At 72.4% G+C, this 25342-nt stretch carries 22 protein-coding genes, 2 tRNA genes and 2 pseudogenes; 17 read left to right on the top strand and 9 right to left on the bottom strand.

Annotated elements, in window-relative coordinates:
• Nucleotides 1-44: 44 nt before the first annotated feature.
• Complete coding sequence (locus KPF47_RS39905) at nucleotides 45-1646, bottom strand: glycoside hydrolase family 16 protein (RefSeq protein WP_224387414.1); 1602 nt, start codon at nucleotides 1644-1646, stop codon at nucleotides 45-47.
• Between the two features lie 484 nt (nucleotides 1647-2130).
• Between KPF47_RS39905 and KPF47_RS05290 the strand changes: the two genes are divergently transcribed.
• Nucleotides 2131-2787: a response regulator transcription factor gene (locus tag KPF47_RS05290; protein ID WP_224387413.1), complete on the top strand. Its 657-nt coding sequence runs from the start codon at nucleotides 2131-2133 to the stop codon at nucleotides 2785-2787.
• Nucleotides 2788-2882: 95 nt separating this feature from the next.
• On the opposite strand, the gene hisC is transcribed toward KPF47_RS05290, so the two are convergent.
• Complete coding sequence (gene hisC, locus KPF47_RS05285; RefSeq protein ID WP_224387412.1) at nucleotides 2883-3935, bottom strand: histidinol-phosphate transaminase; 1053 nt, start codon at nucleotides 3933-3935, stop codon at nucleotides 2883-2885.
• Between the two features lie 60 nt (nucleotides 3936-3995).
• Between hisC and KPF47_RS05280 the strand changes: the two genes are divergently transcribed.
• Nucleotides 3996-4697: a dienelactone hydrolase family protein gene (locus tag KPF47_RS05280; protein ID WP_224387411.1), complete on the top strand. Its 702-nt coding sequence runs from the start codon at nucleotides 3996-3998 to the stop codon at nucleotides 4695-4697.
• Here the strand turns inward: KPF47_RS05280 and KPF47_RS05275 are convergent.
• Together KPF47_RS05275 and KPF47_RS05270 are read right to left on the bottom strand one after the other, a co-directional pair.
• Entirely contained in the window at nucleotides 4669-5286 is a 618-nt protein-coding gene (locus KPF47_RS05275) for a TetR/AcrR family transcriptional regulator (protein ID WP_224387410.1), read from the bottom strand. The two genes, KPF47_RS05280 and KPF47_RS05275, sit on opposite strands and share 29 nt — an antisense overlap.
• A 99-nt stretch (nucleotides 5287-5385) precedes the next feature.
• Complete coding sequence (locus tag KPF47_RS05270) at nucleotides 5386-6228, bottom strand: IS5 family transposase (protein WP_224386276.1); 843 nt, start codon at nucleotides 6226-6228, stop codon at nucleotides 5386-5388.
• A gap of 343 nt (nucleotides 6229-6571) precedes the next feature.
• On the opposite strand from KPF47_RS05270, the pseudogene KPF47_RS05265 reads away from it, so the two are divergent.
• The 7 genes and pseudogenes from KPF47_RS05265 to KPF47_RS05235 all read left to right on the top strand — a co-directional run bounded on the left by KPF47_RS05265 (nucleotide 6572) and on the right by KPF47_RS05235 (nucleotide 12963).
• Nucleotides 6572-7429: pseudogene (locus tag KPF47_RS05265) on the top strand (IS5 family transposase).
• Nucleotides 7430-7842: 413 nt separating this feature from the next.
• The gene (locus tag KPF47_RS05260) at nucleotides 7843-8685 is read left to right on the top strand and encodes an IS5 family transposase (protein WP_224386276.1); all 843 of its coding nucleotides are present in this window, start codon (nucleotides 7843-7845) and stop codon (nucleotides 8683-8685) included.
• A 41-nt stretch (nucleotides 8686-8726) separates the two neighbouring features.
• A complete protein-coding gene (locus KPF47_RS05255) occupies nucleotides 8727-9773 on the top strand; it encodes an aldo/keto reductase (RefSeq protein ID WP_224387409.1) in 1047 nt (348 codons plus the stop codon).
• A gap of 89 nt (nucleotides 9774-9862) precedes the next feature.
• The gene (locus KPF47_RS05250) at nucleotides 9863-11869 is read left to right on the top strand and encodes an acetoacetate--CoA ligase (protein WP_224387408.1); all 2007 of its coding nucleotides are present in this window, start codon (nucleotides 9863-9865) and stop codon (nucleotides 11867-11869) included.
• Nucleotides 11870-11968: 99 nt separating this feature from the next.
• Nucleotides 11969-12058: transfer RNA gene (locus tag KPF47_RS05245), tRNA-Ser, on the top strand.
• A 69-nt stretch (nucleotides 12059-12127) separates the two neighbouring features.
• Nucleotides 12128-12200: transfer RNA gene (locus KPF47_RS05240), tRNA-Arg, on the top strand.
• Nucleotides 12201-12309: 109 nt separating this feature from the next.
• Complete coding sequence (locus KPF47_RS05235; RefSeq protein WP_224387407.1) at nucleotides 12310-12963, top strand: SDR family NAD(P)-dependent oxidoreductase; 654 nt, start codon at nucleotides 12310-12312, stop codon at nucleotides 12961-12963.
• A 130-nt stretch (nucleotides 12964-13093) separates the two neighbouring features.
• Here the strand turns inward: KPF47_RS05235 and KPF47_RS05230 are convergent, their stop codons facing one another.
• Complete coding sequence (locus tag KPF47_RS05230) at nucleotides 13094-13270, bottom strand: CsbD family protein (RefSeq protein ID WP_062404020.1); 177 nt, start codon at nucleotides 13268-13270, stop codon at nucleotides 13094-13096.
• Nucleotides 13271-13416: 146 nt separating this feature from the next.
• On the opposite strand from KPF47_RS05230, the gene KPF47_RS05225 reads away from it, so the two are divergent.
• The 4 genes from KPF47_RS05225 (at nucleotide 13417) to KPF47_RS05210 (ending at nucleotide 18340) form a co-directional block, all read left to right on the top strand.
• Nucleotides 13417-14277: an endonuclease/exonuclease/phosphatase family protein gene (locus tag KPF47_RS05225; protein WP_224387406.1), complete on the top strand. Its 861-nt coding sequence runs from the start codon at nucleotides 13417-13419 to the stop codon at nucleotides 14275-14277.
• Between the two features lie 67 nt (nucleotides 14278-14344).
• A complete protein-coding gene (locus tag KPF47_RS05220) occupies nucleotides 14345-15781 on the top strand; it encodes a serine/threonine-protein kinase (protein WP_224387405.1) in 1437 nt (478 codons plus the stop codon).
• A 245-nt stretch (nucleotides 15782-16026) separates the two neighbouring features.
• Entirely contained in the window at nucleotides 16027-17040 is a 1014-nt protein-coding gene (locus KPF47_RS39900; RefSeq protein WP_224387404.1) for a helix-turn-helix domain-containing protein, read from the top strand.
• A 40-nt stretch (nucleotides 17041-17080) separates the two neighbouring features.
• On the top strand, nucleotides 17081-18340 hold the full coding sequence (locus tag KPF47_RS05210) for an acyl-CoA dehydrogenase family protein (RefSeq protein ID WP_224387403.1): 1260 nt from the start codon (nucleotides 17081-17083) through the stop codon (nucleotides 18338-18340).
• 49 nt (nucleotides 18341-18389) lie between these two features.
• Here KPF47_RS05210 and KPF47_RS05205 read toward each other — a convergent pair whose 3' ends face one another.
• Nucleotides 18390-18782, bottom strand: a complete 393-nt coding sequence (locus KPF47_RS05205) for a tautomerase family protein (protein WP_224387402.1) — start codon at nucleotides 18780-18782, stop codon at nucleotides 18390-18392.
• Between the two features lie 204 nt (nucleotides 18783-18986).
• Between KPF47_RS05205 and KPF47_RS05200 the strand changes: the two genes are divergently transcribed.
• From KPF47_RS05200 to KPF47_RS05190, 3 genes and pseudogenes are all read left to right on the top strand, one after another.
• Nucleotides 18987-19829, top strand: a complete 843-nt coding sequence (locus tag KPF47_RS05200) for an IS5 family transposase (protein ID WP_224386276.1) — start codon at nucleotides 18987-18989, stop codon at nucleotides 19827-19829.
• Between the two features lie 130 nt (nucleotides 19830-19959).
• Nucleotides 19960-20817: pseudogene (locus KPF47_RS05195) on the top strand (IS5 family transposase).
• A 159-nt stretch (nucleotides 20818-20976) separates the two neighbouring features.
• Entirely contained in the window at nucleotides 20977-21423 is a 447-nt protein-coding gene (locus KPF47_RS05190; protein ID WP_224387401.1) for a helix-turn-helix domain-containing protein, read from the top strand.
• Nucleotides 21424-21444: 21 nt separating this feature from the next.
• Here KPF47_RS05190 and KPF47_RS05185 read toward each other — a convergent pair whose 3' ends face one another.
• Complete coding sequence (locus tag KPF47_RS05185) at nucleotides 21445-22395, bottom strand: sugar-binding transcriptional regulator (RefSeq protein WP_224387400.1); 951 nt, start codon at nucleotides 22393-22395, stop codon at nucleotides 21445-21447.
• A 103-nt stretch (nucleotides 22396-22498) separates the two neighbouring features.
• Between KPF47_RS05185 and KPF47_RS05180 the strand changes: the two genes are divergently transcribed.
• Complete coding sequence (locus KPF47_RS05180; protein ID WP_224387399.1) at nucleotides 22499-22867, top strand: hypothetical protein; 369 nt, start codon at nucleotides 22499-22501, stop codon at nucleotides 22865-22867.
• Here the strand turns inward: KPF47_RS05180 and KPF47_RS05175 are convergent.
• Both KPF47_RS05175 and KPF47_RS05170 read right to left on the bottom strand, forming a co-directional pair.
• Nucleotides 22858-23628 carry a carbon-nitrogen hydrolase family protein gene (locus KPF47_RS05175; RefSeq protein ID WP_224387398.1) on the bottom strand — a complete coding sequence of 257 codons (771 nt, stop codon included), beginning with the start codon at nucleotides 23626-23628 and terminating at the stop codon, nucleotides 22858-22860. The genes KPF47_RS05180 and KPF47_RS05175 overlap by 10 nt on opposite strands.
• Nucleotides 23628-25289: an NAD(P)/FAD-dependent oxidoreductase gene (locus KPF47_RS05170; protein WP_224387397.1), complete on the bottom strand. Its 1662-nt coding sequence runs from the start codon at nucleotides 25287-25289 to the stop codon at nucleotides 23628-23630. The genes KPF47_RS05175 and KPF47_RS05170 overlap by 1 nt, the downstream gene beginning before the upstream one ends.
• Nucleotides 25290-25342: the final 53 nt, after the last annotated feature.

Below are 25342 nucleotides of genomic sequence, written 5' to 3'. Positions count from 1 at the left end.
GGAGCGCCGGGCGGCGGGCGGTCGTGGTGATCACCCGGTGGGGGTTACTGGTACTGGCGCATCCACGCGACCCGCATCTCCGACGGCTCGGGCGAACCACCGTCGGGGAAGTAGTCGAGCTGGATCGTGGCGTGCATCGGCCCCGGGGGGAACGTGTTCGGGTCCTCGGACCGGAACCACTCGACGCCGTCGATGTAGCCCACGATCGCGTTCGGGGTCCACTCCACGGCGTAGTTGTGCCACTGGGTGATGTCGATCTGCTTCTTGGCGTCCTTCTGCGAGTTCGAGCTGCCGTAGTGCAGGAAGAAGGACACGTCGTCGCTGGCGCTGGTGGTCTCGGCGAAGTCGATCTCACCGCCCTCCGGCCAGGACACCTCGCTCGGCCACAGCAGGAGCACGGGGTGGTACTGCTTGTCGCCCTTCGGGAACTGGGCGCGCATCTCCCACTTGCCGTACTTCTGCGGGGCGCCCCAGGCCATGCCGCCGGTGTTGCCCTGCGAGTCGCCGCGGATGACCAGGTTGCCGTTCTCCACCGAGATCGCGTCGGAGGTGCGACGCCCCTGGCCGTCGTGCCCCTCGCCGTTGTAGGGGGACCAGTCGCTGCCGAGGGTGGACCCGAGGAACTCGTCGCCGCCGATCGCCTGCCAGCCCATCTTGAGGGCGGCCTGGATGCCGTCGCCGGCGACCTGGACGGCGCCGCCGATCGGGCCGGCGGCGGGGGACCCGCCGGACTCGCCGGAGCCCCCGGCGCCGCCGGAGTTCGCGGCGGCGCGGGCCCGCTCGGCGGCCTCGCGGCGGCGTTGCTCGGCACGACGCTCGGCGGCCTCCTGCGCGGCGACGGCCTGACCGATCTGGCCGGACGCGCCCTGGGCGGCGTCGCCGAGTGCGGAACCGCCCCCGTTGGCCAGTACCGGCCCGGCCGACAGCGTGGTGTCCGACGCCGACCGGCGCGACGGGTCGTTCACCAGCGCCGCGGACAGCGACGGGTCCCCGGTGCCGGGCTGCAGCAGCGTCAGCACCATCGTCGCGGCGAGCACCGCGGCGGCGCCGACGCCCAGCGGGGCGAACCGTCGGACGCGGGAGCGGGCGGGGCGCGAGCGGTCGATCGCGACGACCGAGCCCGTCCCCGGTCCCGGGCCGTCGGGCTCGTGCAGACCGGCGATGGCCCCGCCGGTGATCTCCGCGCGCGGCGCGGGCACCTCGGACCGCGGGGTCGTCCCGGCCGAGGGCGCCCCGCCGAACAGCTCCGCCCCGGACAGCCCCGCTGCCGACGACGACGCGGACCGCCGCGCGCGGCGGCCCGGCGTCCGCTCGGTGGGCGCGGCGTGCGCGCCCGTCCCGGTGGTCGCCGTGTCCCCGGCGGTCGTGGCGGTCTCCGCGACGGTGTGCGCCCCCGAGGTGGTGACGGCGTGCGCCCCGGTCCCGGTGACGGCGTGGGCCCCGGTGCCGGTCGTGCGGCTGCCCGGCGCCCACGCGCCGGGTTCGGCGGTGTCGGCCCAGGAGATCCGCTCGGCGTCGGCCGTCGCGGCGCCGGTGGAGGCCGTGGTGCGGCCGTGCGCGGCACCGGTGGGGGAGTGCGCCGTGACGGCGGCACCGGTGTCGTCGTGCTCGGAGTCGAGGACGCGGTGCCGCCCGGAGGCGCTCACCCGGTCCTCGAGCAGGGTTGCCGTGGGTACGGCGGATCGGGCCGTGTCCTCCGCCGGGGCGGAGGACACGGCATGCCTGCCCCGGGGAGACGGCACAGAGGGGGAGCTGTGCTCGGCGGCGAGTCGCGCGATCAGGTCGCGGGGGTCGACCTGATCAGCCGCAGCGGAACTCTTCCGTCGCATGAGGAGGGACTCTAGGTACAGTGACCGAGTGTGAACACCCTCGCTGAGAAGGGTGGTTGCGTCTCCGCGCCGACAGGTCGACGGAGAGCGCCGAAGAGCAGGATCCCGCCATTTCGGTACTAACGCTGGGCCGGACAGAGCAGTGGGACTCTCATAATCACCCACATGGGGGAGACGGTCCCGGCACATCGCACCGTTAGCCGATTGTGACGGGCTGCCGGTCGAGGAACAGTGGCGGTGCCTCCCCGGTGCTCCCCGCACGATCTTCCGAGCTCCCCGCTCCCCGACCTCCGCAGGACCTGTGAACGATCACGCTCCCCCCGTCTCGCCGTCCCTCCCGATCCCCGCCCCGCGCACCGAGATGCGCGCGCTCAGCGTGCTGCTCGCGCTGCCGCCGTCGGCGGGCACCGCCTCGCTCGGCCGCGGACTCCGTCAGGACCTCGCCGCCGAGGGCGTGGACCTCGTCGTCGTGGCCGACGGGATCGAGCTGCTGGACACCCTGCGCTCCCGTGGCGCCGACCTGCTCGTGCTCGACATGGAGCTGCCGGGCCCCGAGCCGTCGGTGCTGCTCGGTGCCGTGCAGTCCGAGACGCCGCCGACCCCGGTGATCACGGTCGTGCCGCGCGAGCGGCGGGCCGGGGTGATCGGCATGCTGCGCGGTGACCGCGACGACTTCCTGATCCGGCCCTTCGTCCCGGACGAGCTCGCCTCCCGGATCCGGCTCCGGCTGCGCGCCGCCGCAGGGCTGCCCGCGCCGACCGTGCTGGGGCACGGCGGCCTGTCGGTCGACGTCGACGCCGGTCAGGTGTTCGTCGACGGCCGCCGGGTCGCGCTGTCGCCGACCGAGTACGCGCTGCTGCTCGCGCTGGCCGAGCAGGCGGGTGCACCGGTCACGCTCGACGACCTGGGCCGCCGGGCCTGGACCGAACCGGTGTCGGCCAACCTCGTCCAGGTCTAGGTGTCCTACCTACGGCGCAAGATCGGCCCCGAACGGATCCGGACCATCCGAGGGACGGGTTACCAGCTCGACGGCTGAGCCGGGGGCCGAGGCTCTCAGGAACGGAAGGACGACGCCACGTCGAGCAGGAGGTCGTTCTCCTCCGGTGTGGACACGGTGACCCGCACCCCGTCGGTGGCGAACGGGCGCACGATCACCTTCCGCTCGCCGCAGTGTGCCGCGAACGCGGCGGCGCGGTCCCCGAGCGGCAGCCACACGAAGTTCGCCTGGGTCTGCGGCACGGTGAAGCCGGACCCGCGCAGCCCGGCGGCCACCCGGTCGCGCTCGGAGACGACGGCGGCGCAGTCGGCCAGGATCTCCTCGCGGTGCTCCAGCGCCGCGATCGCGCCGGCCTGGGCGACCGAGCTGACCCCGAACGGCGGCGCGACCTTGCGCAGCGCGGTCGCGACCTCGACGGAGGCGAGCGCGTAGCCGACGCGCAGCCCGGCCATCCGGTAGGCCTTCGAGAAGGTGCGCAGCACGACCAGGTTGGGGTGCTCGTCGAGCAGCGCGCGGCCGCTGACGGCGTCCGGGTCGGTGACGTACTCGGCGTAGGCCTCGTCGAGCACGACCAGCACGTCCGACGGCACGGCCGCGAGGAAACGGACGAACTCGTCGCGGTGCACGGCGGGCCCGGTCGGGTTGTTGGGGCTGCACACGAACACGAGCCGGGTCCGCTCGGTGACGGCGGCGGCCATGGCGTCCAGGTCGTGCCGGTGGTCCGCGTCGAGCCCGACGGTGCGCACCTCGGCCCCCCCGATCCGGGTCACGATCGGGTACGCCTCGAACGAACGCCAGGCGAACAGGACCTCGTCGCCGGGGCCGAGGCAGGTGACCTGTACGAGCTGCTGGCACAGCGTCACCGAGCCGCAGCCGACCGCGACCCGTTCGGGGTCGAGGGCGTACAGGTCGGCGAGGCGACCGGTCAGCTCGACGACGCCGAGATCCGGATACCGGTTGCCACCTGCGGCGGCACGCGCGATGGCCTCCAGCACGGCCGGGGCGGGCGGCGCGGCGACCTCGTTGCTCGCGAGCTTGATCGCCCCGGGGACGGTGCGGCCCGGCACGTACGCGGGCAGGGTGTCCAGATCGGGGCGGATCAGCGTCATGACGGCAACGGTATCCGTCGGGGGTCGAAACGCGGGCCGGTGCTCTGGTTGAGTGACGCCATGACGACCACCGCTGTCCGGACCGAGGGCGTGCCGCTGACCGACGGGGGCGAGCTGCGCCTGACCGTGGCCGAACCCGACGGTGCCGTCCGGGGCGGGATCGTGGTGCTGCAGGAGGCGCGCGGGGTCACCGACTCGATCCGGCTGCTGGTGACCGGGCTCGCCGCGGACGGCTGGCTGGCCGTCGCGCCGCACCTCTACCGCGACGCGGACGCCGGTGGCGACCTCGCCGACGGCTCCGAGGCCGCGGTGGCCGAGCACGTCGGGAGCCTGGACCCGCGCCAGGTCATGGACGACTGCGACACCGCGTTCGGCTGGCTCGGCGACCAGGGCTTCGAGGCCGACCGGATGGGCGTGCTCGGCTTCGACCTCGGCGGCACGGTCGCGCTGCACGTGGCGGCGAACCGCACCCTGGGTGCGGCGATCACCGTGGCCGGCAGCGGGATCGAGTCCTCGCCGTGGTCCAGCCTGCCCACACTGGTGGAGACCGCGCCGGAGCTGACCTGTCCCTGGCTGGGCATCTACTCCGAGGCGTCGGACACCGACGCCGTCGGGCGGCTGCGCGACGCCGCCGCGTCGTCGGGGAAGGCGACCGACGTCGTCGTCTACCCGAGCACCGGCTATCGCTTCGACGACGACCCGGGCTCCGCCGCCGAGGCGTGGCAGCGGGTCCTCAACTGGTTCGACGCGCACCTGCGCTGACGAACGCCCCGGACCGGGCGGCCGCCGCGGCGACGGCGGCGGCCCGCCGCGCGTCGTCGGCGTCGGGGAGTGCGCCGCGGGTCAGGAGCAGGTGGTAGAGCGGGGCGGAGACCGCCCGCACCACCGCCGCCGGGTCGGTGCCCTCCGGGAGCTCACCGCGGTCCGTCGCGTCGGTGACGCACGGCTCCCAGGCGGCGGTGCGGGCGTCGTAGAAGCGGCGCAGCGCCCGCGCGGTCCCGGCGTCGCCGACGGCGGCACAGATCAGCGCGGTCAACAGCCTGCCCTGGCGCGGGTCGGCGAGCGTGGCGCGGACGAGCTCGGCGTTGGCGAGCAGGTCACCGTCGAGCGAGCCGGTGTCCGCGCGCGGCGCGGAGGTCTCGACCATGTCCGACACCATGTCCTCGAGCACCGCGGCGACGCTGCCCCAGCGCCGGTAGACCGTGGTCTTGCCGACCCCGGCCCGGCGCGCCAGCTCGGACAGGTCCAGGCCGGTCGGGCCGAGCTCGATCAGGGCGTCGCCGGCCGCTGCCAGCACGGCCGACCGGACCCGCGCGGTCCTGCACCCCGGCCTGCTCATCTCCGGCGCCACGGGGCCCACTCTAGCCACAGACGGGACCGGGGTCCCGTTTGGCGTGCTAGCTTCTAACGGAACCAGAGTTCCTTAGAGGTCGCGCGGATTGGTTGGTGATCATGGACGTCGTGCAGGTCGGGCGTTCCAGCGGTGTGTGGTCCAGGCCTGCCGAATCAAGCTACGGAGTGTGACGATCGTGTCGGCGAGGTCGAAGAACGCGTCGACGACGATTTCTCGTCGTTCGTAGCAGCGCTGCAGCCGGTTGAAGCTGTTGTGCCAAGCGTTGGTCCGCTCGACGTGCCAGCGGCGGGTGGCCTGGATCGGCGCTTTCTCACCCTTGTGCGCGATCTCGCCGTGCAGGCCTCGTTCGGCCAGCGTGTCGCGGGTCTTGCCGGAGTCATAGCCGGCGTCGAGGTGCACGGTGATGTCGTCGGGCAGCGGGCCGAGAGCATCGAGGCGGTCGAGGGTGGGGCCCAGTAGCGGGGAGTCGTGCCGGTTGGCTCCGGCCAGGACTCGGCCCAGCGGGATGCCGTATCCCTCGACGAGCACCGAACGTTTCATACCCTGTTTGCGCCGGTCCACCGGCGACGGACCGGCGACCTCGCCGCCGCCGGGGGCCTTGGTGATGGCGCCATCGACGGCGATGTCGTGCAGCAGCAGACCGACGATGCGGTCGTAGGCGTCCAGGACGATCCGACGCAGCTGGGCGAAGACCCCGAGCCTGATCCACTCGTCACGACGATCGCGGATGGTGGTCGCCGAGCAGGTGCTGTCAGCGATGCCCTCATACGAGCAGCCGAACCGCAGTACCTGCAGGAGCTTGTCGAACACGATCCGATCCGCGATCCGGCGGCGATGGCAGCCCAGCGGATGGGTGGGATCGAACTCGTCTCGATGAGGCAGCAGCGCGGTGAACTGGTCCCACAACGGCTCGGTCAGCCATGATGGCAGGGTGGGCACGCGGCCTCCAGACGATCACGAAGCGTAGATAACTTCATGATCGGCAGGCCCGTACCCGCCCTCGCCCCCAGACACTCGACCGCGGCCAAGCTGTGACCAATCCGCGCGACCTCTTAGAGGTCATTTCAGAACGAGGTCGACGTGTCTGTTGTAGACGACAAGCGGCTATCTGACCTGCCGTTTGATCTGTCGTCGAGGGGTCAATGGAAACTCGACAAGTCGTTCTGAAACGACCTCTTAGAGCGTCCGGCAGTAGAGGTGGCCGTGTGTCGGTGTTGGTAGAGACACGGACCTGCAAGTGATCATGGGATTGCTGATGTCCTGATGGTCGCCTGGAGGGTCCGTGCCTCTATTGCCAGAATCGCTGATCGACCCCCTCTGGGTCGAGTTCGCTGCCCTGATCGAGGCAGAGCGGCGCCCGGAGTTCGACCCGGCCCATCCGTGGGGATGTCACCGCCGCCGTATCCCCGACCGCCTGGTGTTCGAGCACGTGCTCGCGGCGTTGGTGCACGGCAGCGGCTACGAACGCATTGCCACCCCCGGCTGCTCGGACCGCACGATCCGCCGCCGTCTCGCCCAGTGGGCCGCCGCTGGCGTCGGGGAGCAGGTCCTTCGGGCCGCGCTGGCCGGCTATGACTAGATGATCGGTCTCGACCTCGACGATCTGTCTGCCGACGGAGCGATCACCAAGGCTCCCTGCGGTGGCGAGGTCGCCGGCTGTAACCCGGTCGACCGGGGCAAACAGGGCACCAAACGCTCCGTGGTCTGCGACGGTGCGGGGATCCCGCTGCACCTGATCAGCGCCCGCGCCAATGACCACGACTCGCCGTTGCTGAAACCGACCCTGATCGGGATCTACGACATGATCGGGCCGCTGCCCGAGCGACCGTGCCTGCACCTGGACCGGGGCTATGACTCAGGCAAGACCCGCGATCTGCTCGAACGACTCGGGTTCGACGCACAGATCGCCACCAAGGGCCGGCCCGCCCCGATCCAGGTCGGTAAGCGGTGGCCGGTCGAGCGCACCCATTCCTGGATGAACGGCTACGGCAAGCTGCGCCGGTTCACCGATCGCCGGAAGATCATCGTCGAGTTCTACCTCGACCTCGCCGCCGCGCTCACCGTGATCCGCCGGCTGATCAACCGTGCCCGCAGCCGCTACCGCTGGACAACCCGACCCACGACCCGTCGACTCCGATAACCATCAATCGCCGCCCGCTCTTATAGGTCATTTCAGAACGAGGTCGACGTGTCTGTTGTAGACGACAAGCGGCTATCTGACCTGCCGTTTGATCTGTCGTCGAGGGGTCAATGGAAACTCGACAAGTCGTTCTGAAACGACCTCTTAGAGCGCCCGGCAAATGAGGTCGTGGGGGTGTCGTTGCAGGTAGAGGCACGGACTCTCCAGGCGACCATCAGGACATCAGCAATCCCATGATCACTTGCAGGTCCGTGTCTCTACCAACACCGACACACGGCCACCTCTACTGCCGGACGCTTAGAGGTCGCGCGGATTGGTCACAGCTTGGCCGCGGTCGAGTGTCTGGGGGCGAGGGCGGGTACGGGCCTGCCGATCATGAAGTTATCTACGCTTCGTGATCGTCTGGAGGCCGCGTGCCCACCCTGCCATCATGGCTGACCGAGCCGTTGTGGGACCAGTTCACCGCGCTGCTGCCTCATCGAGACGAGTTCGATCCCACCCATCCGCTGGGCTGCCATCGCCGCCGGATCGCGGATCGGATCGTGTTCGACAAGCTCCTGCAGGTACTGCGGTTCGGCTGCTCGTATGAGGGCATCGCTGACAGCACCTGCTCGGCGACCACCATCCGCGATCGTCGTGACGAGTGGATCAGGCTCGGGGTCTTCGCCCAGCTGCGTCGGATCGTCCTGGACGCCTACGACCGCATCGTCGGTCTGCTGCTGCACGACATCGCCGTCGATGGCGCCATCACCAAGGCCCCCGGCGGCGGCGAGGTCGCCGGTCCGTCGCCGGTGGACCGGCGCAAACAGGGTATGAAACGTTCGGTGCTCGTCGAGGGATACGGCATCCCGCTGGGCCGAGTCCTGGCCGGAGCCAACCGGCACGACTCCCCGCTACTGGGCCCCACCCTCGACCGCCTCGATGCTCTCGGCCCGCTGCCCGACGACATCACCGTGCACCTCGACGCCGGCTATGACTCCGGCAAGACCCGCGACACGCTGGCCGAACGAGGCCTGCACGGCGAGATCGCGCACAAGGGTGAGAAAGCGCCGATCCAGGCCACCCGCCGCTGGCACGTCGAGCGGACCAACGCTTGGCACAACAGCTTCAACCGGCTGCAGCGCTGCTACGAACGACGAGAAATCGTCGTCGACGCGTTCTTCGACCTCGCCGACACGATCGTCACACTCCGTAGCTTGATTCGGCAGGCCTGGACCACACACCGCTGGAACGCCCGACCTGCACGACGTCCATGATCACCAACCAATCCGCGCGACCTCTTAGAGGGGAGACGGTCATGGAGTACCGACGGCTGGGGCGCAGCGGGCTGCGGGTACCGGTGCTGAGCCTCGGCGCGGGCACCTTCGGCGGGCGGGGCGAGCTGTTCGGGGCGTGGGGGTCGGTCGACGTCGCCGGCGCGCGCCGGATGGTCGACCGCTGCCTCGACGCCGGGGTGACCCTGTTCGACACCGCCGACGTCTACTCCGCGGGAGCCTCGGAGGAGGTGCTCGGTGCGGCCGTGGCGCACCGCCGCGACGACGTGCTGATCTCGACCGAGGCGGGCCTGCCCACCGGCCCCGGCCCGAACGACGCCGGCACCTCGCGGCCGCGCCTGATCCGGGCCGTCGAGGACGCGCTGCGCCGGCTCCGGACCGACCGCATCGACCTGTTCCAGCTGCACGCCTACGACGCAGGCACCCCGCCCGAGGAGGCGTTCTCCACCCTCGACGAGCTGGTCCGCGCGGGGAAGGTGCGCTACACCGGCGTCTCCAACTTCCCCGGGCGGCGGCTCGTGCGGGCCCTGGACCTCGCCGACCGGCACGGCTGGGTGCGGCCCGTCGCGCACCAGGTCCACTACTCGCTGGTCGGACGCGACTACGAGTGGGACCTGATGCCGCTGGGGCAGGAGGAGGGCGTCGGAGCGCTGGTCTGGAGCCCGCTGGGCTGGGGACGGCTGACCGGCCGGATCCGCCGGGGCGCCCCGCTGCCCGCGGGCAGCCGCCTGCACGCCACCGCCGAGGCGGGTCCGCCGGTGCCCGACGACCTGCTCCACGACGTCGTCGACGTGCTCGACGCGATCTCCGCCGAGACCGGTGCGACGGTGCCCCAGATCGCGCTGAACTGGCTCACCACCCGGCCGACTGTCAGCTCGGTGATCCTCGGCGCCCGGGACCTGGAGCAGCTCGAGCAGAACCTGGGCGCCGTCGGATGGCGGCTCGACGACGACCAGCTCGCGCGTCTGGACGCGGTGTCCCGGCGCCCCGCGCCGTACCCGCACTTCCCCTACGAACGCCAGGAGGGCTTCGCCCGGCTCGCACCCCCGCTCGCGGGCCTGCCCGCCTGACCGGTCCTGTGCCCGGGCCCCTCCCCGGCCGGCCCGCAGTGGGGTCCGGCCACTGGTGCGGGGGCGGGGCGGTCGGGGATGCTCGGGTCATGTCGCCTGTGCCGTCGCCGCAGACCGTCACCGACCCGGAGACCCCCGAGCTCCTGTGGAGCCCGGACCCGGAGCAGGTGCCGGACACCGAGATCGTCCGGTTCGCGACCTGGGCGCGCGACGAGCGGGGCGCCCCGCTGTCCGACGTCGCCGACTACGCACAGCTGCACACCTGGTCGGTGACCGATCTGGAGGGCTTCTGGTCGGCTGTCGCCGAGTACTCCGGGGTGCTGTTCCACGACGAGCCGACGGCGACGCTCGGCTCCTGGGGGATGCCCGGTGCGCAGTGGTTCCCGGGCGCCACCCTCAACTACGCCGAGCACGCCCTGACCCCGGGCCCGGGCCGCGCCGACGACGACGTCGCCGTCGAGTTCGCCCGCGAGGACGGCCTGGAGCGCACCGTCACCCACGCCGAGCTGCGCGACCAGGTCGCCCGGGCCCGCGCCGGGCTCGTCCGGGCCGGGGTGGGCCACGGCGACCGGGTCGTCGCGCTCGCCCCGAACTCCGTCGAGACCCTGGTGGCGTTCCTGGCCGCGGCCAGCCTCGGCGCGATCTGGTCGTCCTGCTCGCCGGACTTCGGCGCCCGCGCGGTGCACGACCGCTTCGCCCAGATCGAGCCCGCGGTGCTCGTCGCCGTCGACGGCTACCGCTACAACGGCAAGGGCTTCGACGTCCGGGACAAGGTCGCCGACCTGCAGCGCCGGCTGCCGACGCTGCGGGCGACCGTGCTCGTGCCCTACCTCGATCGCGACGCCACCCTCGACGGGACGACGACCTGGGCCGAGTTCACCGCCGAGGCGGGCCCGCTCGAGTTCACCCCGGTCGGGTTCGACCACCCGCTGTGGGTGCTCTACTCCTCCGGCACCACCGGCCTGCCCAAGGGCATCGTGCACGGCCACGGCGGGATCGTCGTCGAGCACCTCAAGGCGATGCGCCTGCAGCACGGGCTCGGCCCCGGGGAGCGGTTCTTCTGGTTCACCACCACCGGCTGGATGATGTGGAACTTCCTGATCGGCGGCCTGCTGGTGGGGGCGACGGTCGTGATGTTCGACGGCAGCCCCGGCCACCCGGACCTCGGCGCGCTGTGGGCGCTCGCGGCGCGGCACCGGGTGTCGCTGTTCGGCGTCTCCGCCCCGTACGTGCAGTCCTGCATGAAGGCCGGTCTGCGCCCCGGCGACGGCCACGACCTCTCCGCGATGCGCGCGCTCGGCTCCACCGGTGCCCCGCTGTCGGTCGACGGCTTCCGCTGGATCGGCGAGGCCGCCGGGTCGCACATCCAGATCTGCTCGGTCTCCGGCGGCACCGACGTGTGCGCCGCCTTCCTCACCAGCGCCCCGACCGTGCCGGTGTGGCTGGGGGAGCTGTCCTGCGCGGCGCTCGGTGCCGACGTCCGCTCCTGGGCCGAGGACGGCACCGACCTGCTCGACGACGTCGGCGAGCTCGTCATCACCACGCCCACGCCGTCGATGCCGGTCAGGTTCTGGAACGACCCGGACGGCACCCGGCTGCGCGAGTCCTACTACGAGGACTTCCCCGGCAACTGGCGCCACGGCGACTGGGTCCGTCGTACCCCGCGCGGCTCCTACGTCATCTACGGCCGCTCGGACTCCACGCTCAACCGCGGTGGGGTCCGGATGGGGACCGCGGACTTCTACGCCGTCGTCGAGAACGTCGACGGTGTCGCCGACTCCCTGGTGATCGACACGACCGCGCTGGGCGAGCGGGAGGAGGGTGCACTGCTCTGCTTCCTCGTGCTCGACGACGGCGTCGTGCTCGACGACGTCGAGCCGACCCTGCGTTCGCTGTTGCGCAAGGAGCTCTCGCCGCGGCACGTGCCGGACCGGTTCGTGGTCGTCGACGCGGTGCCGCGCACCCTGAACGGCAAGAAGTGCGAGGTGCCGGTGAAGAAGATCCTCTCCGGGACCGCACCGGAGAAGGCGGTGTCGGCCGGTGCCCTCCAGAACCCGGACGCGCTGACCCCGTTCGTGGCCCTCGCGGGGACCTGAGCTGTGCCGGACCGGGGTCCCGCTGCCCGGGGGACCCCGGTTCGAGAGGGGCGGAACGCCCGTGTAATGTTGTCCTCGCTGGTGGCCGTCAGGCACCGGGGAGGCTTCGCCTAGTCTGGTCTATGGCGCCGCACTGCTAATGCGGTTTGGGGTAACCCCCCATCCCGGGTTCAAATCCCGGAGCCTCCGCACCGGCACGGCGGTGGGGACACCGGTCGCCGGCCGACAACTGAACATTGTTACGCTGGAGACAGCAACGCGCCCGTAGCTCAACGGATAGAGCATCTGACTACGGATCAGAAGGTTAGGGGTTCGAATCCCTTCGGGCGCACACCTCCGGACGCGGCCCCGACCAGCACCAACGGTCGGGGCCGTTCTCGTGCCCGGGCCCGGATCGGCTGGCCCTCCACCACCCTGCCGGCTTCCGCGCCGTCGCCGGCGTGCGCGTCCTCGTCACCGGCCGCGACCGCGAGCGCGGGGACGTCCTGGCTGCCGAGCTGGGGACGCGCTTCCTGCCCTCCGACCTCACCGGCTCCCCCGGGGAGCTGCGTGCCTTCGCCGCTGCCGCCACCGACGCCCTCGACGGGCACGTCGACGTACTCGTCCACAACGCCGCGCTCTGCCCGCCGGTCGACACCCCGTCGCTGTCCGACGCCGACCTGGAGGCCACGCTCGCGGTCAACATCCGCGCCCCGCACGTGCTGACCGCGGCCCTCGCGCCCGCCATGGCGGAGCGGGGCGGTGGTGAGATCGTGGTCGTCGGCTCGTGGATGGCCCACATCGGACATGCGTTCGTCGGCCTCTACTCCGCCACCAAGGCCGCCGAGATCCAGCTCGCCCGCAGCTGGTCCGCGGAGTTCGGACCGCGCGGGGTCCGGGTGAACACGGTCTCCCCGGGCGCCACCCGCACGCCGATCAATGCCGCCGACGACGAGGTCCTCACCGCGATGACCGCCGGTACCCCGGCCGGTCGCCCCGGCACCCCGGACGAGATCGCGGCGGCGATCACCTGGGTGCTCTCCGACGCCGCCGGTCATCTGCACGGCGCGGAGATCGCCGTCGACGGCGGGATCACCTCGACCGCCCGTCGATGACCGGTCACCGTCGGCGGCCCGCGGCCCGGCAGGCCGGGCAGGCCGGGCACGGACTCGACCCCTCGCAAGCGCGCCTCGGCCCCGGTCACGTCGTGACCGGGGCCGAGGCGTCGCGCCGGCGGGAGCCGGGTCAGTCCTTCGTGAAGGCGTCCTTGACCTTCTCCCCGGCCTGCTTCAGGTTGCTCTTCGCCTGGTCGCCCTGGCCCTGGGCCTCGAGCTCCTTGTCGTCGGTGACCTTGCCGACGGTCTCCTTGGCCTTGCCGGCGAGCTCCTCGGTCTTGTTGTCGACCTTGTCGTCCGCTCCCATGAGTGCCTCCTCGACTCGTTCGTCACCGCTGTCCTGCGCCACCGCGGGGGGGTGTCGCGCACGGCGTGGGACCGGGTACCACGCTGCGGGCGCGGGAAACGGCGGGCCCGGATGCGGTTCGTCCGGTTCGGGCGGATCATGGGGGTGTGCCCGGTCGCCGTCACCCCTCCGCGCGGGCCCGTCGTCGCCGGGTGGCCGTCGTCGCCGGGGCGCTCCCGCTCCTGGTCGCCTGCGCGCCCGGGGCCGCGGCTCCCGCGTCGCCCGGCCCGCCGGACACACCGGAGGTGACGGTCGTCCAGATGAACCTGTGCGACAGCGGGATCGCCGGTTGCTACACCGGGCGGGCCGTGGACGCCGCGGCCGAGCTCGTACGGACCGAGATGCCGGACGCGGTCACCCTCAACGAGGTGTGCCGCGCGGGGGTCGAGCGGATCGAGCGGGCGCTCGCCGGGGCCGCGCCGGGGTCGTCGACGTCCTCGGCCTTCCAGCCGGCGCGCGAGCGCGACACCGGCGCGCCGTACCGCTGCGCGAACGGTGACGAGTACGGCATCGGCGTGGTCTCGCGTGCCCCGTCGACCGTGGCGAGCGCCGGGATCCACCCGGCGCAGGACCCGCGGGACCCCGAGGAGCGTGCCTGGCTCTGCCTGGACACGACGACCGGGGGCGGCCCGCTGGGGGTCTGCACCTCGCACCTGGCCTACACCGACCGCGCCGTCACCCGTGCCCAGTGCGGGTACCTGTTCGACACCGTCGTCGCGGGATTGCGGTCCCGCGCCGACGCCGGCCCGGTCGTCGTGGGGGCCGACCTCAACCTGGGGGCCGCCGACGACCCCGACCTGCGGTCCTGTCTGCCCCCGGGGTCGGCGCCGGCCGCCGACGACGGGGTCCAGCACGTCGTCGTCATCCCCGCGGCGGCCGCGGCGCGCACCCGGGTGATCGACCTCGGCGGGACCACCGACCACCCCGCGCTGCTGGTCACGGTGCGCCCCGAGGCCGGATCTGCGTAGCGCTGCGGATCGACGGGACCCCGCAGGCCGGTAGAACGGTCACCACGACGCGGGAGGGGGTGCGCTCATGGACGAGGACCTGGCCGTCGGTGCGGTGCTGGGTGACTTCGAGATCTGGGGACGGCTCGGGGCCGGGGGGATGGGGATCGTGCTGCGGGCCCACGACCGCCGCCACGGCGGTGAGGTCGCACTGAAGGTGCTGCCCGCCCGTCTCGCCGGGGACCCGGTCGTCGTCGAGCGGTTCCGGCGGGAGGCCCGCGCGGCGTTCGAGCTGCGCGACCCGCACGTCGTGCCGGTCCACGGGTTCGGTGAGGTCGACGGCCGGCTCTACCTGTCGATGCGCCTGGTCGACGGCGAGGACCTGGCCCGTGTCCTCGCCCGGCGCGCGCCACTGGAGCCGCACCGGGCCGCCCGGATCGTCCGCCAGGCCGCGCACGCCCTCGACGCCGCGCACGCCGCGGGCCTGGTGCACCGGGACGTGAAACCGGCGAACCTGCTCGTCGTCGAGGACCGGGACGACTTCACCTCGCTCACCGACTTCGGCATCGCCCGCGCGGTCGGCCCGGACCCGGACACCGCGCTCACCGAGACCGGCGCCACCGTCGGCACGCTCGCCTACCTCGCCCCGGAGCGGCTCGCGGGGCGCGCGCCGGTCGACGGACGCGCCGACGTCTACTCCCTGACCTGCGTGCTCGTCGAGATGCTGACCGGGCGCACGCCGTTCCCGGAGGCGGACCCGGCCGCCGTGCTCACCGCGCACCTGATGGCCCCGCCGCCCCGGGTGACCGGGCGTCGGCCCGGCCTCGCCCCCGGCTGGGACGACGTCGTCGCCCGCGGGATGGCGAAGGACCCCGCCGGCCGGTTCCCGACCGCCGGCGCACTAGCGGCCGCGGTCGACGCCCTCGCCGGGGACCGTCCCGTGCCGGACCCGACCCTCCGGGCGACCGCGCCCGTCCTCCCCGGGACCGGTGCCGCACCCCGTGGCCGCGGGCGACGGCTACCGGTCCTGATCGCCGGTTGCCTGGCCGGGGCGGCGGTCGCGCTCGGGACGACGTGGGCGCTGCTGACCGCCGCCGCGGACGCCCCGTCCGGACGGGGCGGGACGGGGACGACCGGCACGGAGACGGCCGGGACCGTGCAGCCGGCGGAGGTCACGACCGCCCTGCCCGACGGCGACCTGCGCCTCGCCCGCCCGATCGCGCCGGTCACCTGCAGCTCGCCCGCGGACCTGGTCGTCGTCGGCGCGGCGGTCGACCCCGCGCGCCACCGCGAGGACGTGTCCGAGCACCTGCGCGCCCACCCCGGCGCGAACTACCTGCTCGCCGACGGCAGCTGCGTCCCCTTCCGGTCCCGGACCGACGCGGGCAACCCGATCTACGTCTCCTACCTGGGGCCGTTCGCCGACCGTGGCGACGCCTGCGCGGCGCTCGCGCGGGCCGGCGGTGATGCCTATCTGCGCCCGGTCACCGGCCCGGTCGGGCCGGCCGGCCCGCGGCCCTGCTGAGCCGCGAGCCGGGTCGTGACCCGGAGTTCACCGGCGGAAACACCGATGTGCCCGGGAGCGGTCATGCTTCGGTCACTCCCGCGCACCCCCGCCGGGACCTGGGTTCCGAGGCGCCACCGCGATAGTGTCCCGGCTCACGGCGACGACGCCCACGGAGCCGATGCGAGCTGTCGAGGAGGCCCCGAGTGCGCTACTGAACGACGCAGGACCGCCCGGCCGGCGAGCAGTTCAGCTACTGGCGCGAGGTGATCTGCGAGGCGTTCACCCCGCTCGCCGCGGAGCTGCCCGGGGCCCGGCGGACGGGCCGTGCGCACGCGCACGAGATCCGCAGCTGGGTGCGGTCCAGCAGGCTCACCGCGACCAACTGTGCCGAGGTGTCGTCGGCGACCCAGCTCATCACCCACGGCCCGGCCGAGGTGCGGCGCACCGCCACCGACCACGTGTTCGTGAACCTGCAGATCAGCGGCCACTGCATCGGCACCCAGGCCGGGCGTCGCTGCGTCGTCGGGCCGGGCGGCTTCGCCCTGTTCGACACCACCCGCGAGTACGGGCTGGAGTTCGTCGCCGACGACCGGTCCCAGGAGTGGCGCTGCGTGTCGTTCCGGGTGCCCCGCGCCCGGCTGCTGCCGCTGGTGGCCGACCTCGACGGCGCCACCGCGACGACCCGCGACGGCACCGCGCCCGGCATGGCCCGGATCGTCGCCTCCACCATGCTGTCCACCTGGAACGGCCTCGACGCGCTCGACCCGGCCGGCGCGGACGCCGCCGACACCGCGTTCACCACGCTGCTCGCCGCCGCGGCCGGCGGCTCCGAGGCGCTGCGCGACACCGGACGCGCGGACCTCGACGCGGGTCTGCGGGCCGCGGTCAACCGCCATCTCGCGACGCACCTGCGGACCGGCGACACCTCCGCCCGCGCGGTCGCCGCCCGCTTCGGCATCTCGGTCCGCAAGCTGCACCAGCTCTACGAGGGCACCGACCGCAGCTTCTCCCGCACCGTCATGGCCCTGCGCGTCGAGGGGTGCACCCGCGAGCTCACCGCCCCGTCGCGGAGCGGGACCCTCACCGCGCTCGCCGCCCGCTGGGGCTTCGCCGACCTGTCCCACCTCAACCGGGTCTTCCGCGCCCACCACGGCTGCCTGCCGTCGGAGTTCGGTGACCGCGCACCGGACGGACCGTGCACGCCGGTACCGGCCGCCCTGCGCACCGGTTCGATCCCGGGGCGCCCCGTGGCGGCCACCATCGCGTCGCGTCCCTGACCCCCGGTCGGGTCGGGGCCCGACCGGAAGGTATTCGACGATGACACTGGACTTCTCCCTCGACGCCGAGCAGCTGGCCCTGCGCGAGCAGGCCCGGCAGTTCGCCGACACCGTCCTGACCGGCGTCGAGCCGGCGATCGCGCCGCATTCGCAGCCCGCGGACCGGTTCTACGCCATCGAGCCGTTCTACCGGCAGATGGCCGAGGCCGGGTTCGTGAAGGCGCTCATCCCGGCCGAGTACGGCGGCGGCAAGTTCACCTCGCTGCAGTTCGTGCTCGCCGTCGAGGAGATCGCCCGGGTCGACGTCAACGTCGCCTCCGCGATCCTCGGCACCGGCCTGGGGCTGCACCCGATCGTCCATTTCGGTACCGAGGAGCAGAAGCAGCGGTGGCTGCCCGCGTTCTGCGGGTCCGAGCCCAAGCTCGCCGCGATCGCGTACACCGAGGTCACCGGTGGGGCGAACTACGACTCGCCCGACCCGAAGGTCGGTATCCAGACCTTCGCCCGGATCGAGGGCGACGAGATCGTCCTCAACGGCGCCAAGCACTACACCACCAACGGCTCCGGCTTCGACGGCCGCGGCGCCGACCTCATCTCGGTGGTCTGTCGTACCGACCCCGCACTGCCGCCGCAGGAGTCGCTCGCGATCGTCGTGGTGGAGCGGGGCACGCCCGGGGTGGAGATCACCGGCATGCTCGACACCATCGGTCACCGCGCGACCAACTCGCCGCGGGTCGAGTTCCACGACGTCCGGGTCCCGCTGGCGAACATGATCGGTGGCCCTGGCGACGGCATGGAGATGGTGAAGACCGCGTTCACCTGGACCTGCGCGCCGATCGGCGCGGCCTGCGTCGGGCGGATGCGGGCGGCCTTCGACTACGCCTACGAGTTCGCGAGGACCGACAGCCGCTCCGGCCCGCACCCGGTCATCGAGTACCAGAACGCCGGCTACATGCTCGCCGACATCAAGATCCGTATCGAGGCGACCCGCTACCTGTCGTGGAAGGCGGCCGACCACTTCGACCGCACCGGGGGCAAGGACCGCGAGCTCGCCAACATCACGAAGATCTACGCCTCGGAGCGGTCGGTCGACGTCGTCTACGACGCGATGCGCCTGGTCGGGGTGGACGCCTACACCACCGAGACCCCGATCGCCGGGATCATGCAGGACGTCCTGTGCTTCCCCGTCTACGACGGCGGCAACATGGGCGTGCGCCGGCGGCACCTGCACGAGATGTTGATGGAGCCGAGCTACGACCCGCTGGCATCGGCGGAGAACCGGCTCGCGACCGGCGCCTGACCGCGCCGGGCCGGTCCCCGTGCCGCGGGGACCGGCCCGGTACGCGTGCTCAGGCGTGCGCGGCGACCGGGTCGTCGGCCGCCTCGGGGAGGATCTCGCCGTCCTCCAGGACGTTCGCGCCCGGAACCTCGTGCAGGAAGATCGCGACGTCGCCCTTCGCGTCCCCGGTGATCGCGCACCAGGCGTCGGCGATGCCGTGCAGGAGCTGCGCGCGGACCTCCGCCGAGCGGCCCTCGCGGATCAGGCCGACCATCCGCGGGCCCTCCACCGGCTCCCCGGCCACGAAGACGCTGCCGGGCGGGACCTCGGTGAAGGTGCAGTGCACGTAGCGGGCGGGGGCACCGGTGACCTCGCTGTGGACCCTCGTCACCGCCGCGGCGACCTCGGCGCGGCGGGCCAGCGTCGCGTTCCCGGTCGGCACGGTGAAACGGTAGTAGGGCATCGTCGACCTCCGTGGTGGGACCCGAATCGAGTTCGACGATAACGGGGCGCTCGTGCCCCCTGCAACCTCGTTGGACTCGAAAAGTGTCTTAGAGGTCGCGCGGATTGGTCACAGCTTGGCCGCGGTCGAGTGTCTGGGGGCGAGGGCGGGTACGGGCCTGCCGATCATGAAGTTATCTACGCTTCGTGATCGTCTGGAGGCCGCGTGCCCACCCTGCCATCATGGCTGACCGAGCCGTTGTGGGACCAGTTCACCGCGCTGCTGCCTCATCGAGACGAGTTCGATCCCACCCATCCGCTGGGCTGCCATCGCCGCCGGATCGCGGATCGGATCGTGTTCGACAAGCTCCTGCAGGTACTGCGGTTCGGCTGCTCGTATGAGGGCATCGCTGACAGCACCTGCTCGGCGACCACCATCCGCGATCGTCGTGACGAGTGGATCAGGCTCGGGGTCTTCGCCCAGCTGCGTCGGATCGTCCTGGACGCCTACGACCGCATCGTCGGTCTGCTGCTGCACGACATCGCCGTCGATGGCGCCATCACCAAGGCCCCCGGCGGCGGCGAGGTCGCCGGTCCGTCGCCGGTGGACCGGCGCAAACAGGGTATGAAACGTTCGGTGCTCGTCGAGGGATACGGCATCCCGCTGGGCCGAGTCCTGGCCGGAGCCAACCGGCACGACTCCCCGCTACTGGGCCCCACCCTCGACCGCCTCGATGCTCTCGGCCCGCTGCCCGACGACATCACCGTGCACCTCGACGCCGGCTATGACTCCGGCAAGACCCGCGACACGCTGGCCGAACGAGGCCTGCACGGCGAGATCGCGCACAAGGGTGAGAAAGCGCCGATCCAGGCCACCCGCCGCTGGCACGTCGAGCGGACCAACGCTTGGCACAACAGCTTCAACCGGCTGCAGCGCTGCTACGAACGACGAGAAATCGTCGTCGACGCGTTCTTCGACCTCGCCGACACGATCGTCACACTCCGTAGCTTGATTCGGCAGGCCTGGACCACACACCGCTGGAACGCCCGACCTGCACGACGTCCATGATCACCAACCAATCCGCGCGACCTCTTAGAGCGTCCGGCAGTAGAGGTGGCCGTGTGTCGGTGTTGGTAGAGACACGGACCTGCAAGTGATCATGGGATTGCTGATGTCCTGATGGTCGCCTGGAGAGTCCGTGCCTCTATTGCCAGAATCGCTGATCGACCCCCTCTGGGTCGAGTTCGCTGCCCTGATCGAGGCAGAGCGGCGCCCGGAGTTCGACCCGGCCCATCCGTGGGGATGTCACCGCCGCCGTATCCCCGACCGCCTGGTGTTCGAGCACGTGCTCGCGGCGTTGGTGCACGGCAGCGGCTACGAACGCATTGCCACCCCCGGCTGCTCGGACCGCACGATCCGCCGCCGTCTCGCCCAGTGGGCCGCCGCTGGCGTCGGGGAGCAGGTCCTTCGGGCCGCGCTGGCCGGCTATGACTAGATGATCGGTCTCGACCTCGACGATCTGTCTGCCGACGGAGCGATCACCAAGGCTCCCTGCGGTGGCGAGGTCGCCGGCTGTAACCCGGTCGACCGGGGCAAACAGGGCACCAAACGCTCCGTGGTCTGCGACGGTGCGGGGATCCCGCTGCACCTGATCAGCGCCCGCGCCAATGACCACGACTCGCCGTTGCTGAAACCGACCCTGATCGGGATCTACGACATGATCGGGCCGCTGCCCGAGCGACCGTGCCTGCACCTGGACCGGGGCTATGACTCAGGCAAGACCCGCGATCTGCTCGAACGACTCGGGTTCGACGCACAGATCGCCACCAAGGGCCGGCCCGCCCCGATCCAGGTCGGTATGCGGTGGCCGGTCGAGCGCACCCATTCCTGGATGAACGGCTACGGCAAGCTGCGCCGGTTCACCGATCGCCGGAAGATCATCGTCGAGTTCTACCTCAACCTCGCCGCCGCGCTCACCGTGATCCGCCGGCTGATCAACCGTGCCCGCAGCCGCTACCGCTGGACAACCCGACCCACGACCCGTCGACTCCGATAACCATCAATCGCCGCCCGCTCTTAGAGGTCGTTTCAGAACGACTTGTCGAGTTTCCATTGACCCCTCGACGACAGATCAAACGGCAGGTCAGATAGCCGCTTGTCGTCTACAACAGACACGTCGACCTCGTTCTGAAATGACCTCTTAGTATCGGGCGCTGTGAAGCACGACGAGCTCGGTGCCGCGTACTGCTCGGTGGCCCGCACCTGGGCGGTCCTCGGCGAGCGGTGGACGATGATGATCCTGCGCGAGTGCTTCCGCGGCGAGCGCCGCTACGACCACTTCCGCGACAAGCTCGGTCTCGGCAGCAACGTGCTCAACGACCGGTTGCGTGTGCTGGTGGAACAGGGCGTGCTCGACCGCGTGCCCTACCAGGAGCGTCCGGTCCGGCACGAGTACCGGCTCACGGCCAAGGGTGCCGACCTCTACCCGGTGCTGGTGGCGCTGATGAACTGGGGCGACCGGTACGCCGTCGACGTCCCGCCGGTCCGGCTGGTGCACCGCGGCTGCGGGCACCCCGCCGAGCCACGGCTGCGCTGCGCACACTGCGGTGAGCCGGTGGCGTGGCGGGACATGACCGCGCAGGTCGAGCCCGGCGCCTGGTGAGCGGTCGGCGCCGGACGGGCATCACGGTGTGCCCCCGTCGAGCAGGGCGTCGGCCGTCGCCGCGTCGCACACCAGGGTGTCGACCAGACCCGAGCGCAGCACGGCGGCCGCGGCCGCGGCCCGCTCCGGGTCCCTGACCAGCGCGATCATGTCGTCCGCGGCGCGCAGGTCCGCCTCCCCGGCGGCGACGAGCTGGTGCGCCGGACCGTTGTCGAGGACCCGGCCGTCCCGGTCGACCAGCAGCCCGACGACCTCGCCGACGGCTCCGTCCTCGGCCAGCCGTCGTCGCTCGGGCGCGGTCAGCACGTCGTGCACGGTGGAGTGCCCGGCCCGCCACGCGCCGATCGCGACCACGGCCGTGTCCAGCGCGGCGCAGCGGGCCAGCGCGTCGGCCACGCCCGGCTGCGCCCGGACCGCGCGGGCGGTGTCGGCGTCGGGCAGGAGCAGGGGGGCGTACATCGGGTAGGCGTCGCCGCCGCACAGTGCGGCGGCCCGGAACACCGCGGTGGCCGAACCGTCGCGCCGCCAGGGCAACGAGTACGCCCCGCACAGCTGCACGACGGTGCAGCGCGCGAGCCGGGGGAGGAGCCCGACGACGTCGTTGACCGTCCGGGACCAGGCCAGCCCCAGGACGTCACCGGTGCCGACGGTCTCGGCGAGCAGTGCGGCGGCGAGTGCGGGCACCCCGCCGTCGTTACCGTCGCCGCGGGCGACCAGGGCCCGCCGCAGCCCGTATCCGGTGCGGACGGCGGCCGACCGGGCGGCGTCGAGGTCGGGTCCCGGGTCGACGGCGACGTGGACCAGCCCGTGCTCGCGGGCCGCGTCGAGCAGCCGGGCGACCTGGAACCGGCTCAGTCCCAGCTCGGTGCCGACCGCGATCCGCGACCGTCCGTGCACCAGTACCTGCTCGGCCACCTCGGCCGCGAGCACGCGTCGGGCCGGACCCCAGGCGAATCCGTCGTCAGCGCTCATCTGAGCACCGTAGCGGGTGTATCCGTCGCTGATGTTGACGTCGTGGCCGTTGGATCGTCTACTCGGTGATGTTCGGACCGCTCAGATGAGTGGAGGCACTCGCATGGCCGCGGCGATCGGCACGCACCCGGGACCCGGGCGTCCTCCCGAACCGGACCCGGTGTCGCGCCGCCTGCTCGTCGACCGCGACGACGGCTACGGTGACCTGGCGCTGGAACGTTTCGCGCTCGCCGGCGGCGCCGGGCCGTGGCACGCGCCGGCCGGGGCGTGCGACCGGCTGCTCGTCGTGCTCGCCGGTCGGGCCCGGGTGGGAGTCGCATCCGGCGGGCCCACGGTGGACCTCGCCGCGGACGAGGCCGTGCACGTGGCGCGCGGGCACACCCACCGGGTCGAGGTGCTCGCGCCGGGGCCCGGCGGGCGGCTGGAGTGGATCCTGCTGGCGGGCCCCCGGCCGGGGTCGTCTCAGCCGTAGAGGTCGGGACGTCGGTCGGCCAGGTACGGGTTCGCCCGCCGGGACACCGCGAGCGCCCCCCGGTCCAGCTCGGCCACCAGCAGCTCCGGGGCCCGACCCGCCCGCACCACCGCACCGTCCGGTCCGGCGACGCAGGACAGCCCGCCGTAGGTCAGCGACCCCTCGGAGCCGCACCAGTTCGCGTAGGCCACGTACACCTGGCTCTCCCGGGCCCGGGCCGGTACGAGCACCTCGGGGACGTGGTCGTAGGCGGCCATGTTCGCGGTCGGCACCAGCACGGCGTCGGCACCGGCCAGGGCCAGCGCGCGGACGGTCTCGGGGAACTCCACGTCGTAGCAGATCAGCAGGCCCAGGCCCCAGCCGTTCCAGGTGACGACGGCGGGCGGGGTGTCCGAGGCGGTGAAGCCGGCCCGGTCCAGCTCCCCGAACAGATGGGTCTTGCGGTACCCGGCGAGCCGGGTACCGTCCGGCCCGACGAGCGCGACGGCGTTGCTGACCCGGGTGCCGTCGCGTCGTGGGTGGCCGTAGAGCACCGCGGTCCCCGAGGACCGGGCGATCTCGGCGACCGCGGCCGCCGACGGCCCGTCCGCCGGTTCGGCGAGTTCGGCCACCGCGTCGGCGCCGATGTCGTACCCGGTCAGGAACATCTCCGGGGTGACGAGCAGGTCGGCGTCCACGCCGGCGCACGCCTCGGCGAGCCGGTCGAGGTTCCCGGCCACGTCCCGCGGCCGGGACGCGGTCTGCAGCAGCGCGACGCGCATCAGTCGGGCAGCGCGGGCGGGGCGAGCTCGGCGAACCGGTCCCCGGGGCCGGGATTCTCCGGCGGGGTGGACCCGCCGAGGTGCGCGACGATCCCCCAGACCGCGTTCAGCGCGGTCTGCACCGCCCCCTCCGCCCAGGCCGGGGTCCACGACACGTCGTCGCCCGCCATGAAGATGCCGCGTTCGGCGGCGGGCAGGTCGTCCTGCACGAAGTGGCAGTACATCCGCCGGTTGTAGCGGTAGTGACCGGGCAGGGCGCCCTTGAACGCGCCGAGACTGTGCGGGTCGGACTCCCAGGTCACCGTGATCGGGTCGCCGATCACGTGTGCTCCGATGTCGACGGTGGGATAGATCCTCCGCAGCGCGCCCAGCGCCAGCTCGACCCGCTTCTCGACCGGGTACGGCAGCATCTTCAGCGAGTCGCTCATCCACGAGTACGACAGGCAGATCACCCCGGGCCGGTCCGGACCGTTGTCGAACAGGTAGGTGCTGCGGGTGAGCCGGTCGGTCAGCGTCGTGGACATGACCTCGCGCCCGGTCGCCGGGTCGACGTCGCGCCAGAACGGCCGGTCGACCATCACGAACGTCTTGGTCGACTGCATGTAGCGGGTGCGGTCCAGGGCCATCCACAGTTCCTGGCCGAACAGCGACTCGTCGGTGTCGATCTGGGTGGAGAGCAGCCAGCTCTGGCAGGTGGTGAGCACGGCGGACACGTCGCGGGTGCCGCCGTAGACGTCGGTGACGCGGATCGTGTCCGGGTCGAGCCGGTGCAGCCGCGCGACGCCCGGCCGGGTCCCCCCGCCGTGCAGCGACGACAGGCTGGTCCCGGCGGGCCAGTGCACGAGGTCCTCGGGGGTGCGCGTCCACAGCCCCTGCGGGACCTGCTCGACCCCGCCGACGACCAGCAGCTGGTCGTCGTCGCAGCCGGTTAGCACCACCCGCAGGATCTCCAGCATCGAGTTCGGGAAGTCGGAGTCCCAGCCGCCGGTCCCGAAGCCGACCTGTCCGAACGCCTCGCGGTGGGCGAAGGACAGGTCAGCGAACGCCTTGGAGGTGGACACGAAGTCGTAGAACGTGCGGTCGTCCCACACCGGGACCAGCTCGGCCCACAGCGCCCGGACCCGCGCGGTGTCGCGCTCGCGGATCGCCTGCTGCAGGTCGGTGAAGCCCGCACCCTCCTCCAGCGCGCTCGCCCAGGCGTCGGCGATCTCGGTGAAGAACGGCGGCAGGTCGGCCAGGGTGCGGCCGTAGTACGTCCGCCCGTGCAGGTCGATCACCGTGCTGCCGGCGGCCTCGGTCAGCGGGTTCGGGAAGGGCGCGGTCGTCAGCCCGAGCAGGTCGACGTAGTGGTGGAACGCTGTCGACGAGCGCGGGAACCGCATCCCGCCCAGCTCGGCCACGATGCCGTCGGCGCCCTCGAAGGGTTGCGAGCGCAGCCGTCCGCCCAGGTGGGAGGACTCGTACACGACCGGTCGCAGCCCGATGCGCATCAGCTCGTACGCGGCGACGAGCCCGGCGATCCCGGCCCCGACGACGACGACCTCGCTCCCCAGCAGTTCCGGCGGGACCCGGCCGAGACCGGCCGGGTGGGCGAGCCAGTCGTCGTAGGGGAAGGGGAAGTCCGGGCCGAACGCGGTGACGGGTGGTTGCTCGGGGCTCATGGGTGGGCTCCTCGGGTCGTGTGCCGGGGATCACCCGACGCCACGACCCTATC

It is taken from the genome of Pseudonocardia sp. ICBG1293 (genome assembly GCF_020131355.1).
In the GTDB taxonomy this organism is placed as follows: Bacteria; Actinomycetota; Actinomycetes; order Mycobacteriales; family Pseudonocardiaceae; genus Pseudonocardia.
Note: the sequence above shows the minus strand (reverse complement) of the source record. Positions and strands in the feature narration are given on the sequence as shown.

Bases quoted from the DNA above. Each gene is read 5' to 3' on its own strand.
- hisC (WP_224387412.1), bottom strand. From the start codon at position 3,935: ATGACGCTGATCCGCCCCGATCTGGACACCCTGCCCGCGTACGTGCCG.
- KPF47_RS05280 (WP_224387411.1), top strand. From the start codon at position 3,996: ATGACGACCACCGCTGTCCGGACCGAGGGCGTGCCGCTGACCGACGGG.
- KPF47_RS05255 (WP_224387409.1), top strand. From the start codon at position 8,727: ATGGAGTACCGACGGCTGGGGCGCAGCGGGCTGCGGGTACCGGTGCTG.
- KPF47_RS05250 (WP_224387408.1), top strand. From the start codon at position 9,863: ATGTCGCCTGTGCCGTCGCCGCAGACCGTCACCGACCCGGAGACCCCC.
- KPF47_RS05230 (WP_062404020.1), bottom strand. From the start codon at position 13,270: ATGGGAGCGGACGACAAGGTCGACAACAAGACCGAGGAGCTCGCCGGC.
- KPF47_RS05220 (WP_224387405.1), top strand. From the start codon at position 14,345: ATGGACGAGGACCTGGCCGTCGGTGCGGTGCTGGGTGACTTCGAGATC.
- KPF47_RS05210 (WP_224387403.1), top strand. From the start codon at position 17,081: ATGACACTGGACTTCTCCCTCGACGCCGAGCAGCTGGCCCTGCGCGAG.
- KPF47_RS05205 (WP_224387402.1), bottom strand. From the start codon at position 18,782: ATGCCCTACTACCGTTTCACCGTGCCGACCGGGAACGCGACGCTGGCC.
- KPF47_RS05185 (WP_224387400.1), bottom strand. From the start codon at position 22,395: ATGAGCGCTGACGACGGATTCGCCTGGGGTCCGGCCCGACGCGTGCTC.
- KPF47_RS05180 (WP_224387399.1), top strand. From the start codon at position 22,499: ATGGCCGCGGCGATCGGCACGCACCCGGGACCCGGGCGTCCTCCCGAA.
- KPF47_RS05175 (WP_224387398.1), bottom strand. From the start codon at position 23,628: ATGCGCGTCGCGCTGCTGCAGACCGCGTCCCGGCCGCGGGACGTGGCC.
- KPF47_RS05170 (WP_224387397.1), bottom strand. From the start codon at position 25,289: ATGAGCCCCGAGCAACCACCCGTCACCGCGTTCGGCCCGGACTTCCCC.